The organism is Moraxella bovis (assembly GCF_025985205.1).
In the GTDB taxonomy this organism is placed as follows: domain Bacteria; phylum Pseudomonadota; class Gammaproteobacteria; order Pseudomonadales; family Moraxellaceae; genus Moraxella; species Moraxella bovis.
Genome location: NZ_CP087840.1, coordinates 1,244,411 through 1,256,314 on the forward strand (window position 1 = coordinate 1,244,411; position 11,904 = coordinate 1,256,314).

Annotated in this window: 11 protein-coding genes; 4 read left to right on the forward strand and 7 right to left on the reverse strand. The window is 45.1% G+C overall.

Features of this window, described 5'->3' with window-relative positions; genetic code table 11:
• Nucleotides 1-5: 5 nt before the first annotated feature.
• Together LP107_RS06145 and LP107_RS06150 are read right to left on the reverse strand one after the other, a co-directional pair.
• Nucleotides 6-2,000 (reverse strand): DNA-binding protein, encoded by a 1,995-nt coding sequence (locus tag LP107_RS06145; RefSeq protein ID WP_264675871.1) that lies wholly within the window; start codon nucleotides 1,998-2,000, stop codon nucleotides 6-8.
• 27 nt (nucleotides 2,001-2,027) lie between these two features.
• Nucleotides 2,028-2,270, reverse strand: coding sequence for a helix-turn-helix domain-containing protein (locus LP107_RS06150; protein WP_264675870.1), 243 nt, complete (start codon nucleotides 2,268-2,270; stop codon nucleotides 2,028-2,030).
• Nucleotides 2,271-2,501: 231 nt separating this feature from the next.
• Here LP107_RS06150 and LP107_RS06155 point away from each other — a divergent pair, with 231 nt between their 5' ends.
• The gene (locus LP107_RS06155; RefSeq protein ID WP_264675869.1) at nucleotides 2,502-3,179 is read left to right on the forward strand and encodes an XRE family transcriptional regulator; all 678 of its coding nucleotides are present in this window, start codon (nucleotides 2,502-2,504) and stop codon (nucleotides 3,177-3,179) included.
• 447 nt (nucleotides 3,180-3,626) lie between these two features.
• The gene (locus LP107_RS06160; RefSeq protein ID WP_029102174.1) at nucleotides 3,627-4,013 is read left to right on the forward strand and encodes a helix-turn-helix domain-containing protein; all 387 of its coding nucleotides are present in this window, start codon (nucleotides 3,627-3,629) and stop codon (nucleotides 4,011-4,013) included.
• Nucleotides 4,014-4,019: 6 nt separating this feature from the next.
• On the opposite strand, the gene LP107_RS06165 is transcribed toward LP107_RS06160, so the two are convergent.
• Complete coding sequence (locus tag LP107_RS06165; protein WP_078275135.1) at nucleotides 4,020-4,484, reverse strand: Lrp/AsnC family transcriptional regulator; 465 nt, start codon at nucleotides 4,482-4,484, stop codon at nucleotides 4,020-4,022.
• Between the two features lie 244 nt (nucleotides 4,485-4,728).
• Here LP107_RS06165 and leuA point away from each other — a divergent pair, with 244 nt between their 5' ends.
• Entirely contained in the window at nucleotides 4,729-6,459 is a 1,731-nt protein-coding gene (gene leuA / locus LP107_RS06170) for a 2-isopropylmalate synthase (protein WP_112742331.1), read from the forward strand.
• A gap of 190 nt (nucleotides 6,460-6,649) precedes the next feature.
• Here leuA and nudC read toward each other — a convergent pair whose 3' ends face one another.
• The 4 genes from nudC to aroQ form a co-directional block, all read right to left on the reverse strand.
• Nucleotides 6,650-7,516 (reverse strand): NAD(+) diphosphatase, encoded by an 867-nt coding sequence (gene nudC / locus LP107_RS06175; RefSeq protein WP_112742330.1) that lies wholly within the window; start codon nucleotides 7,514-7,516, stop codon nucleotides 6,650-6,652.
• Entirely contained in the window at nucleotides 7,513-9,198 is a 1,686-nt protein-coding gene (locus LP107_RS06180) for a hypothetical protein (protein WP_112742329.1), read from the reverse strand. The genes nudC and LP107_RS06180 overlap by 4 nt, the downstream gene beginning before the upstream one ends.
• Before the next feature lie 109 nt (nucleotides 9,199-9,307).
• Complete coding sequence (gene dnaQ, locus LP107_RS06185) at nucleotides 9,308-10,906, reverse strand: DNA polymerase III subunit epsilon (RefSeq protein WP_264682828.1); 1,599 nt, start codon at nucleotides 10,904-10,906, stop codon at nucleotides 9,308-9,310.
• Nucleotides 10,903-11,397: a type II 3-dehydroquinate dehydratase gene (gene aroQ / locus LP107_RS06190; RefSeq protein ID WP_078275131.1), complete on the reverse strand. Its 495-nt coding sequence runs from the start codon at nucleotides 11,395-11,397 to the stop codon at nucleotides 10,903-10,905. The genes dnaQ and aroQ overlap by 4 nt, the downstream gene beginning before the upstream one ends.
• A gap of 226 nt (nucleotides 11,398-11,623) precedes the next feature.
• On the opposite strand from aroQ, the gene LP107_RS06195 reads away from it, so the two are divergent.
• On the forward strand, nucleotides 11,624-11,836 hold the full coding sequence (locus tag LP107_RS06195; RefSeq protein ID WP_029102179.1) for a cold shock domain-containing protein: 213 nt from the start codon (nucleotides 11,624-11,626) through the stop codon (nucleotides 11,834-11,836).
• The last annotated feature ends 68 nt before the right edge of the window (nucleotides 11,837-11,904 follow it).

Genomic DNA, 11,904 nt, shown 5'->3' on the forward strand with positions numbered 1-11,904 from the left:
TAAATTTAAATTGCTTGTTTTTTAAGCGGTTCATCATCGTCCGCCCAAAAATCTTCATACAGCACCAGTCCGTCATCGTCTGGCACACTTTGAGCGGTCAAGGCATCAAAATCAAAACTTGACCCAATTTCATAAGCAATGCCTTCAATGACTTTTTGATTGGCTTCATGCTTGATTTGGTCAATCTGCATTTGCTTATTCTTGATGCGAGCCTTGTCGCTTTTTTGGCGTGCGTTTTCGACCATGTCTTTGGGAAATGCGTCCACTTGGTTGCCGTTTAGTTTGGCTGTGCCTAGATATTTACCATCAAAGTCTCGCACCACAAGGTAGCTCAAATCGTGTTGGTCAGCATAAATCAGTACTTCTTGGTTGTGGCAGTTCACCAAATCGCCACAAAAATACTCGCCATCAAGATACTCAATCACACACCGCTTCACCGTACGTTTTTCGCCCACCTTAAACATCTCCACCATCTCCCATTCGCTAGGATAGGCGACTTCGTTTTGGTGCCGTTGTTGCAGTTCGGCTCGTTTCTGGGCGGGGGTCATACCGATACTTCTGTGCGTATGCTCATTGTTGTACCAGATGATTGCCGTTGCCACCGTGTCATACAGCTCCTGCCATGTAGGGGTGAGCTTGCCCCCTTGTACTTGCAGGGCGGTCATCTCATCATCGGATTTGCCCCTGATGACTGCACGGTTATGGCTCATAATCGCCCTTTGGCGTAGGTGCTGGGTGCTTTTGTCGCCACTTTTGCCTGTATAACTGGCAAAACTTTGGGCAATCATTTTCGGCACATCTTTCATAAACCGCTCAATAATGCCACGCCCTTGCGGATTACCAGGAATACCTGTTTTGTGCGTAACCCCCATTCTGGGCAAAATACCTGTTACTTCATTATCAAGCATTTCATTAAACTGTCCAGAGCCATTATCGCTAAAATAGATTTTATTAAACCCATATTCTTGCCAGCCCATGCGTAGAGCGTCCAGCACTGCAAAGCCACTTTCACTAAATGACAAAGACCAACCCACGATAAAACGAGACGGAGCGTCCATAATGACGGTAAGCTCAGGTGTGATGACCGTTTTGCCGTCTGGGTGCTTGACTTTGAGTTTAAGGCTATGGCCATCGCCCACCCACACATCGTTGTTCATAAACCAGTCAGCGTTCCAGTCTCTCTTAACATAAGGCAAAATCTTTTTGTACTCCGACCCTGTCAGCCGTCCACGCTCTCGCTCAGCAAGTGGCACTTTACTAAGTGCGTTTCTTACCTGTGCAAGGCTAGGCACATTCTCATGCCCCACCTTTTGGGCGTATTGCACGGCAAAGATACGGTAGGCGACCGACACCGACAAGCCGTTGGGGTTGCGATACACCGCCAAAAAATCCAAAATCCAACCAATACTAAGCACGCTCATCACAGGGCGACCCTGTTTGGCAGGGGCAAGATGATGCAGTCTTTGCGTTGGTGTGCTTGCCTTTTTGTGTTCAAGTAGCCAACCATGCAGTTGTCGCTTACCCACACCCACGCCACCCACACGACTGGCTTTGGCGTTTTGGCACACCTCGTTATAGTCAAGCCCATTTTGGATAGGCAAGGCATTTTGTTTGGACATCTTGCTGACCCAGTCCAGAGCCTTATCTTGCGTGCCAAGCTCTTCTATATACTGCTCCACGAGCAAGCACATCAGTAGGCGATTGTCCACACGTTCACGGTCTTTATCATCAAGCTCGCCAAACTCTCGCTCACGCTTGACCACCGCCACCGCCTTAGATTTAGACGCTTTCATCAGCTCTGCCGTTTGGCGAGCTTTGATTTCTGCTTGCACCTTTTTAGGCAAACCGTCAAAGGCATATTCAAGCCCACCGCCTTTGGCTAACCGTTTTCGGTGTACCCAGTTATCTTTTTTCGCACGATAGATGACACCAGCTTTCGTATTTGGTATAATAGACAGATTCAAGTTTGCCAATTCTAGTGCAGAATACCATTTTTCCATATTTTTCACCTTTTTTGGTCAAATGGTTTACGCATAACGACTGGGCCAGATGTCCGCAGGGGCAACGCCAATTGCTCCTGCGATAATCCGCTCAGCCTTAGGATAGGGGCGATACAAGGCATTTCTTAGACAGCCACGAGACAGACCGTGCTGTTTTGAGAGTGCTGACATATTGGTGCCGACTTTTTTAAGTCCAGCGATAATGTCCGCTTGATGCCAATCTTTAAGCTCACCTATTGAGCTTTTTTCTTGGCTTAGTAATGTACGCATTCACTTACTCCTTTCAATAATTGAAAATGCTTACTGAATACGGACATTATAACTGTAAAAAAACCACTTGTAAAGTGTAAAAAGTTTTTTTACAGTAAATTTTAATTAAAATCCACCAAATATTGTGCTATGTTATTGATTTAAATAACAATATAATTTACTGTAAAAAGATTTTTTGAAAATATGGTTTTTTACAGTAAGAAAATGCAAACTGTAAAAAGAGAGTAGTCTATGAACAGGCAAAAAATCGGGACCCGTTTACAACAAGTCAGAGAACAGTCTGGCTTAGGGCGTGCAACTGTGTGTGAAAAGGTAGGAATTGGCACAACCACCCTTCGTCAATGGGAAGTTGGAGCGACCGAAGTCTCTTTGGAAACCCTAGAAAAACTCGCTCGCCTTTATAAGGTCAGCCCCCAATACCTAATTTTCGGTACAGACGGCGACACGCTCCCGCCAGAACCCACCAGCACCAGCGATGATGAGTACCATTATGTGCCTTATTTTAGGGGAGTTATTGCCAGTGCAGGGGGCGGTAAGTTTAGCGATGGCGTGATTGGCACAGATGACTTTTTGGCTTTTCGCAAAGAGTGGATTAACCGCACAAGCCTTACAGCAAGCCAGCTTGTCGCCATTAACACAGACGGCGACAGTATGTTCCCCACAATTCCAGAAAATGCCACTGTCTTAATTGACAAATCAAAAGATACAGCCAAAGACGGTCGTATCTATGTGATACGCATCGGCGAGCAGTTGTATGTCAAACGCACGCAATGGTTACCAACAGGGCTTCGCCTTATCAGCGACAACACCATTTACGACCCCATAGACCTATCAAAAGCCGACCTAGACAGCTCCGACATTGAAATCTATGGGCAGGTTGTTCATATCAGCTACGACTTACCTCACTAGCCCCAGCATCAGGCACTACCCACACCCGCCACCACGCATAAAAAAGCGACCGCTACTTGGTAGGGTCGCTTGATTTTTAGGCTGGATGATGGGCGTTTAAACACTATTTAAACGCCCATCAAAATTTTATCATTTATGCAGGTTTTTTCATCATTTTTCTATCACTTTCCATCAATTTTAATCATTTTGTTTTCTGCATATTCTTGACCGCCCAACCGCCCACAGCTTAGATGTATCAATGGCTCGGGCTTGGTCTGCTCTCTGGTCTGGTCTATGCAGGTTTAATCAGTCCCCCATAACTATTTGAAATTAATATATCTGCCATATCATTTCCAAAATTTTTATGGTACAATAATTCTAGTCAAATTTAATTCCCAAAACCACACACAAATCGGTTAGGTGTCTAACCAGTTTGTTGTGATAATACTCCATTTTGTAGGTAATACCATGAAAACTCATGAAAAAATTCGTGAATTGCGTGAAAATTTAGATTGGTCGCAAGAAAAAATGGCGGAGCAACTACATATGTCTGCTAATGGTTATGCTAAGATTGAGCGTGGAGAAACAAAACTTAAATTGGATAAATTAGAACAAATCGCTCAAATATTTAACATTGATATTGCTGAGTTGTTATCAGATAAAGGTATTTTTGTCATGATGAATGAAAATAGTGATAACAATAAAGCAAATTATTACAATAATAATCCTATATCTTTGGTTGCTGAAATAGAAAAACTTAATGCTATTATTGAGCAAAAAGATTTATTATTAAGTGAAAAGGAACGTCAAATACAAATGCTAAACGATTTTATTAAGACTTTAAAAGGTGAGTAATCAAATTTATACCGCCCCCCGACTAAACACTTCCCGTAACTCAAAACTGGTATGAAGCTGACTGACCCCGTCAATTTTGCTTAGTCTATGGAGTAAAAACTCTTCATAATGGCTCATATCACGCACCACGACCTTTAAGAGATAATCTTCCGACCGCCCTGTAACAAGGCTGCATGACACCACTTCATCAAAGGTTTTGATGTGATTTTCAAATTCGCCAAAGCGTTCGGCGGTGTGCTTATCCATGCTGACTGCCACAAAGACGGACAATGTGTTACCCAGTGAGCGTGCGGACGTATGAGCGTGATAGCCTGTGATAACACCCATGTCTTCAAGCCGTTTAATTCGGCGAATGACAGGCGTGGCGGACAGATTGACCTGCTCACAGATGTCGGCAACAGCAAGGCGAGCGTTGTCCGTGAGTAGTTTTAGGATTTTGTGGTCAATGGGGTCTAGGCTAATGGCGTTCATGTTGAGAAATTATCAAAATTTGGCGGATTTTACCATAAATTCATTATTTTTTGGTAAATATGGCTAAAATATGCCAAAAATTTTTGTAAAATTGGTAAAAATTAGTGCAAAATTTTGGTATGATAATACAATGATTTATTAAGTTTTCCGTTTGCTCTGAGTTTATCGAAGGGCGGGAAAACCCTTGTGGTTCGACAAGCTCACCACGAACGGTTTTAATTTAAAAAATATAGCGAGCCTAGCCATGCCAACACCCAAAATCACCCCAAAAAATCCTGCTTTTGATTTTACCAAATACCGCCCTTTTGAATTCGCCCCAAACCTGCTCGACCGCACTTGGTGCGACAAACGCATAGAAAAAGCCCCCATCTGGGCGAGCGTGGATTTGCGAGATGGCAACCAAGCCTTGATTGACCCGATGACCATTGAACAAAAGTTAAAGTTTTTTAAACTTTTGGTGGCGGTTGGTTTTAAAGAGATTGAGATTGGTTTTCCGTCTGCCGCCCAAGTGGAATTTGATTTTACACGCTTACTTATTGAAGGCGGTCATGTGCCTGATGATGTTACTTTGCAGGTGCTTGTACAGGCTCGTGAGCATTTGATTGAGCGTACCTTTGAGAGCCTAAAAGGGGCAAAACGTGCCATTGTTCACGTTTATAACAGCACGTCAAGAGTGCAACGTGATAAGGTATATCAGCTTGACAAGGACGGTATTAAGGCGATTGCGGTCAATGGGGCGACTTTGCTAAGAGACATTGCCAAACGTTATCCTGAGACCGAGTGGATTTTTCAGTACAGCCCTGAGAGTTTTAGCCAGACCGAGACCGATTTTGCCGTAGAAGTGTGCCAAGCGGTATGCGATGTGTGGCGACCCCAAGACGGTCAAAAAGTGATTTTGAACCTACCTGCAACGGTAGAAGCGTCCACGCCCAATCTATATGCCGACCAGATTGAGTATTTTTGTCGTCATTTGCCAAGCCGTAAAGACGTGATTGTGAGCCTACATACGCACAACGACCGTGGCTGTGGCGTGGCGGCAAGTGAGCTTGGCGTGATGGCAGGGGCTGACCGTGTGGAAGGCACGCTACTGGGTAATGGCGAGCGTACGGGCAACATGGATATTTTGACCATGGCGATGAACCTGTACACACAAGGGGTGGACCCTGAGCTTGATTTGTCGCAGGTGAGTGAGATTGTACAAGTGGCTACCGATTGCACCAATCTGCCTGTACACCCACGCCATGCCTATGTCGGTGAGCTTGTGTTCACGGCATTTAGCGGTTCGCACCAAGATGCCATTAAAAAGTCGCTTGACTATAACGAAAAACACCCCGAAACCGAACAGCATTGGGACGTGGCATACTTACCGATTGACCCTGTGCATATCGGACGCAGTTATCAAGACGTGGTGCGTATCAATAGCCAGTCGGGTAAGGGCGGGGCGGCGTATATCTTACAGCGTCATTATGGCTTTGATTTGCCACGTTGGACGCAGATTGATTTTGCTAAAGTGGTGCAGAACCAAGCCGAGAGTTTGGCTCGTGAGCTAAAAACAGATGAGCTCCTTGACATCTTTACCAAGACTTATTTGACCCAAGAGACCTTTAAATTAAGCGATTATCAGATTAACAACAAGGGCGGAGATGTGTCATTTAACGGGCAAATCGCCACGCCAACCGATGTACTAGAAATCATCGGGCAGGGCAATGGGGCATTGTCGGCATTCATTGGCGGTCTTGTTAAGGCGACAGGTAAGGATATCCACGTTACCAATTACTCCGAACACGCCATTAACGCCAAGGCGACCGAGAGCCTGCTTGATGACGAGTTTGACGACAACCAAACCAACTCAGCGGCGGCATCATACGTTCAGTTAAATATTGACGGCAAAGTGTATTCGGGCATTGGCGTGTGTAGCAGTACCGTATCGTCGATGTTAAAAGGCGTGCTGTCGGCATTGTCGCAGGCGTGGTAATTGTTGTAATCTAATGATAAAAAGGGCGAGAATATTCGCTCTTTGTTTTTTTCAATATGGGGCGTGAGAATGAATTGTGACTTATTCAAGCACAATAGCTCATAAGGGTAAATTGCAATTTTTTATTATAAATACATCTAAAGGTAAGGTAAATCAATAGTGTTAAGATGTCATCAATGATAGGCATGCACTAGCATTCATTTAGCCCTAATGCTTGATTGATCAGATCGTAAGCAATTGTCCCTTGCTTGGGAATTAGTGGCAGGTCATCTTTACCAAAGAACTGAGCATGGGACAGCTCATTTTCATCGATGACGATATTTCCCGACTTATAGGTGACACAAAAGCCAAGCATGAGATTGGTTGGATATGGCCAGGCTTGGCTTTTGATGTATTGAATGTTATCCACGCAAATGCCGGTCTCTTCTAGTACTTCACGATGAATGGTCATCTCGGCACTCTCGCCCACTTCCATAAATCCAGCGATAAGTCCATACATGCCTGTTGCCTGATGGCGATGATGTTGTGCCAACAGGATTTGAGGCTGACCCGTCACAGGGCAGGGACGAGTGATGGCGATGATGACACAAGGCTGTATCTTAGGATAAAAATGCTGATGGCAGGTAGGACATGCCATGGCATTTTCTTTGTGGCGACTTACTGTTTTGGTACCACAATAGCCACAGAATTGATTGCCCTTTTGCCATAATAACAGCTGAATGCCTGCCGAGATTTCATGGGCGGTGTGACCGTCGGTTACGGCAACGGCATGGCGATAAGCGATAAATTCGCCATCGAGAGAATGTGGCTTAGTCATCTTTTGATAATCAATGGCAAATACCCGTCTGCCATCATCTCCAAAATGTAGTAGTTCAACCACGCCTAGTGTGTCATCCAAACCATCATCCAAGCTATCTAAGCCATCTATGCTTATCTCAGTATGATAAAATGCATAAGGCTTGCCATCACGACAAAAAACACGATCGCCATCAACGACCCATATTGCATGGGTAGCCGATGACTGTGTGTCTACTGTGTTGATGCTTTGATGCTTCATGCCACGAGCTGATTTAAGCTATTTTGGCTGATGAGAATGCTTTGTTCATTGGTAGGACGGTTTTCTTCAAAGTTTTCAAATTCAAAGTCTGCCGCCACCAAGACATCTGCCCAAGCGTTACTGATGCGAATCAGCTCGCTGTCGGGGGAAGTTTTAACTTTATCAAGCAGTCCGTTTTCTAAGCGACGAGCCAGCAGGTATAGCTGAGCTGAGGCGACAGATAGGCGTAGGAACGCTGCCGCTCCTGCCACTTGGCGAATCATCTCAGGTGTGTTTTGCAGATTCATGATGTCACGGTTACTATCTGTGATATAGTCAGTTAATGCCAAAGTTGCTGCAGTTAGGTTGCTACGTGCTTCTTTAACCAAAGTCTCATAAGAAGTATCGAGCTGATGTAGTGAGATTTCACGGTTGTGCAGGGGTAATTTAACCGCCCCAGGGGTGTGGCTCTTAGCAAGGAAGATGGCAGAATTTTCAGCGACCAATAACTTATCTAAAAAAGTATCCAAGTCTTCTAGGGTGGGATTTTGCCATCCGCTCACTTGTGCTGAGGCTGCTGTTAATGCTTGGCTAGCGTCGGCAAGCTCTAACAAGGTCATGGTCTGGGATAAGCTATTAAGCTCGGTTTTGATGTCATCAATGCTGACCATATCGCCAATCTCACCCATGCCGTTAGAGGTACGCACGAATTTATCTACTTTTTGTTTGATGGCTTCTATTTGCTCTTGAATCAAGTCGTTGAGTGTGTCGGTGATTTCACGGTTGGGCCCGAATAAGAAACGTTGCATTTCGCTAAACTTGGTGTCGCTTACTCGGTTTAGAGCGTACTTTTGATTGGCAAGGGTGGCAAATTCTTTGTTTTTGTTGCAAGCAAAGCTGACCATCTCGGCAAAACGACGGTCCTCAATCGGCAAATAGTCAGAAAATTGCTGTTCTAGATAAACCAAGATACGCTTTTTGGCGTGGCTTAGCGGCAGGTCGTTGGCGATGTTTTGGGTAATGGTTTTTGCCGATTGCCAAAATAGAGTATCAGAATGCTGGGCAATCAAAGCACAGGCTTTGGTCATACCATCTAATTTTTGGCGTTCATCATCAGAGATGACGCCGTCTTTATTTTCAAGGATGACAGATAGGCCTGCACGATAGGCTTGGGTTAAGGCTCTGACATTGAGTCCAAGCGTGCTAAGAGAAGCGTAGTTTGCTTGGGGGTCGGCGATGATGACGCTGTTAATGTTTTGGTTTAGGGTGGTGGATTCGATGACAGCATGTCCCAAATGTCCGCCCAGTTTATTGATGATGGGTAGTAGCAAGGCAGGTTCGGGCGTTTCTTTTAATAAGACAAATTCAACATAACGGTCTAGTAGCATGATGGCTTCTGAGATGTCTGTCATCAGAATCTCATTTTCATATTCATCGCCATCGGCATTACCATGCAACAGGGTATAACTTGCTGATAGATTTTCGGCAAGCAGTCCTGCTCCGTTAAAGGCAATCAATTCAAAAATGGCAGATAACTGTGATAGGTTATTTGCTGAGTCTAACAGCAGGGGGGCTTGGTCAGGGTCATCATAAAACTCACGCAAATGCACTTCGGCGTCTTTTAGCACAGAGCCGATTTCATTACGCAAAATATGAAGTGATGATAAGTCAAAATTGGTGGCGGTTTTGGCTGATTGAGTCATGATAATCCTGTTGTTTTACAGCACGCATTAATAATCGCTACATTTAACCATGTTTGGCGAAACTTGGCAAGTAAAATTATGCTAAATAGGGCAAATATCGGATAAATTGTTATTTGAGTACGCTCTTGCGCCATGCCCCATCGGCAGAGAAGTCATCTTTTGAGCGAATCAATTGGGCGGATAAGGCACTTAAATCACTAAAACTAATCTCACCCCTGTTGTTATCTTGGCTCACCCCTTCTTCTTCTTCCATGCTCATGGCAATCTGTCCGCTGGTCATGGCAAGATAGACTTCAAGTAAAATCTGCGAGTCCTTTAATGCTCCGTGGTAGGAACGGTCAATGTCTTGACCGACATCTAGGCGTTTGGCAAGGGCGTCCAAATTGTTCTTTTGCCCTGCGTACATTTTGCGGGCAAGCATGAGTGAGTCGATGACTTCCACGACATCGGCAAAGTCGGTCATGCCCACTTTGTCAAACTCATGCGATAAAAATTTCATATCAAACTGGGCGTTATGAGCGATGATTTCCGCCCCTTTCATAAACTCATAGACATAAGGGGCGACATCGGCAAATCGGGGCTTGTCTACCAAAAATTCATTGTGAATGCCGTGAACGCCAATGACTTCATCATCCATCTCCCTGTCAGGATTTAGGTACACATGTAACTGAACCCCAGTTGGCTTACGTTTGACCATCTCAACAATGCCAATCTCAACGATGCGGTCGCCCGTGGCAGGGTCAATGCCTGTCGTCTCCGTATCCATAATCAGCTGACGTTCTGACGCCCCACGATGAATGGGGTCGGGCAGTACCGCCCAAAACGGCTCACGGATCTCATCGGTGCGTCCGTCATAGTCAGGGTTTTGGTGGTTGTGGCGAACCACTTGCATGGGGGCAGGCGGTGTTTTTTTCTTGGATTTTTTGCTGGGGATTTTATTTTGGGTTTGGCTGATTGGTTCGCTGTCATTAACATCCGCTCCCACATCTGCCATTGGGTTGGTGGGGCCGAATTCATCATCTGCGACCATGTTTGCCATGTTGGCATAATAACTCATGTCATCGCCCAAGTCGCTCTCATAAACGGCATTGTCATGAAAATCAGTGCTATGAAAATTATTACCATCAAGGGCGTGGTTGGTGGTCTCGTTCATTGTGGTTATCTCGTCTGTCTCTTTTGATATGGTGTTTGGCTCAGTATTGGTTTTGCTGTCTGTCTTGTCGTTTGCAGGGTTATTTGTCGGGGCGTGACTGATAAACAACTCGCCACTGCCAGTAACGCCATCATTGGCAAGTTTATCCGCCATCTCATTACCGACATGTCCTGCATGTCCTTTTATCCACTGCCAATCAATGGTGCGACGTTGGCAGGCGTTATCTAGACGTATCCATAGGTCTTGGTTGAGTACTGCTTTGCCGTCCGCTTTTTTCCAGCCTTTGGCTTTCCAGCTGTCAATCCACTGGGTAATGCCGTTTTTGACATAGCCCGAGTCCGTCCAAATCTGTATTGGCGTATCGGCAGGCGTGCGTTCTAGGGCGGTGATTGCCCCCATGAGTTCCATGCGATTATTGGTGGTGTCGCTCTCACCGCCCCAAATGTTTAGCACGTCGCCTGTGGGATAGATGATGTGCGTGCCAAATCCGCCAGCGGATGCCCCTGCCTTGCCGTTGCCTTTGCACGCCCCGTCAGTATAAGCGATGATGGTCATGAGTGTACGCCGTTTGTTTTATATAAATTTTTTAAAAACCATGCCAATGCCATGTCATAACCCATGTCGCCAAGCCCACAAATCACGCCCACCGCCTTATCCGAAAAATATGAATGACTGCGAAACGGTTCACGAGCGTGGACATTGGATAAATGCACTTCAATAAAGGGTTTGCCACTGGCAAGCAAAGCATCACGAATGGCAACGGACGTGTGGGTAAAGGCGGCTGGATTGATGATGACCCCATCAAATTTGTCGTGGTCGTCCGCCAATACGCCTTGGCTACCAATGATGTCCACGATGTTGCCTTCGTGATTGGACTGAAAATGGTCAAGTTGGATACCGTGCTGATGAGCGGTGGTGGATAGGCGGTGAATGATGTCTTGTAAGGTGGTCGTGCCATAAATGTGCGGTTCACGCTTGCCCAATAAGTGCAGATTGGCACCGTTTAGCACTAATAATTTACGGTTTAGGGGGGTGGTTTGATTCATGAGTGCTGATGTCTATGTGTGTTTATGCTAAATACTGATTATTTTAACAAATTTTTAAAGGTAGTGGGGTGTAAATTTTTTGTTAATGTTTGGTTACATGCGTTTACAGCCCTTTAAAAGTGTGCTATATTTAGGCACGAGTTTACGATAACTGCGTAGTGCGTAGGCTTATTTGGTTATTTGTATCATTGTAAGTGTTACAATGTGGTATTTTTAAGGAAGTGTTATGTCTGCTCGTGAACAAGGTCAGGTCAAATGGTTTAACAATGCCAAAGGTTTTGGCTTTATCCAGCGTGCCACTGGCGAAGATGTGTTTGTGCATTTTCGTTCTATTGTTGGTGACGGCTATCGCTCACTAAGAGAAGGTGAAATGGTGGAATTTGTCGTGACCGAAGGCGATAAAGGATTGCAAGCCGAAGAAGTCACCAAATTAATGTGATGTTTAAATCACGCAAAACCTGCCCTTGGGGTGGGTTTTTTATAAGGTTTTAAAACTGGGCTTTAATA

Excerpts from the sequence above, each read along its gene's own strand:
- LP107_RS06145 (WP_264675871.1), bottom strand. The coding sequence starts at position 2,000 with ATGGAAAAATGGTATTCTGCACTAGAATTGGCAAACTTGAATCTGTCT.
- LP107_RS06150 (WP_264675870.1), bottom strand. The coding sequence starts at position 2,270 with ATGCGTACATTACTAAGCCAAGAAAAAAGCTCAATAGGTGAGCTTAAA.
- LP107_RS06155 (WP_264675869.1), top strand. The coding sequence starts at position 2,502 with ATGAACAGGCAAAAAATCGGGACCCGTTTACAACAAGTCAGAGAACAG.
- LP107_RS06160 (WP_029102174.1), top strand. The coding sequence starts at position 3,627 with ATGAAAACTCATGAAAAAATTCGTGAATTGCGTGAAAATTTAGATTGG.
- LP107_RS06165 (WP_078275135.1), bottom strand. The coding sequence starts at position 4,484 with ATGAACGCCATTAGCCTAGACCCCATTGACCACAAAATCCTAAAACTA.
- leuA (WP_112742331.1), top strand. The coding sequence starts at position 4,729 with ATGCCAACACCCAAAATCACCCCAAAAAATCCTGCTTTTGATTTTACC.
- nudC (WP_112742330.1), bottom strand. The coding sequence starts at position 7,516 with ATGAAGCATCAAAGCATCAACACAGTAGACACACAGTCATCGGCTACC.
- LP107_RS06180 (WP_112742329.1), bottom strand. The coding sequence starts at position 9,198 with ATGACTCAATCAGCCAAAACCGCCACCAATTTTGACTTATCATCACTT.
- dnaQ (WP_264682828.1), bottom strand. The coding sequence starts at position 10,906 with ATGACCATCATCGCTTATACTGACGGGGCGTGCAAAGGCAACGGCAAG.
- aroQ (WP_078275131.1), bottom strand. The coding sequence starts at position 11,397 with ATGAATCAAACCACCCCCCTAAACCGTAAATTATTAGTGCTAAACGGT.
- LP107_RS06195 (WP_029102179.1), top strand. The coding sequence starts at position 11,624 with ATGTCTGCTCGTGAACAAGGTCAGGTCAAATGGTTTAACAATGCCAAA.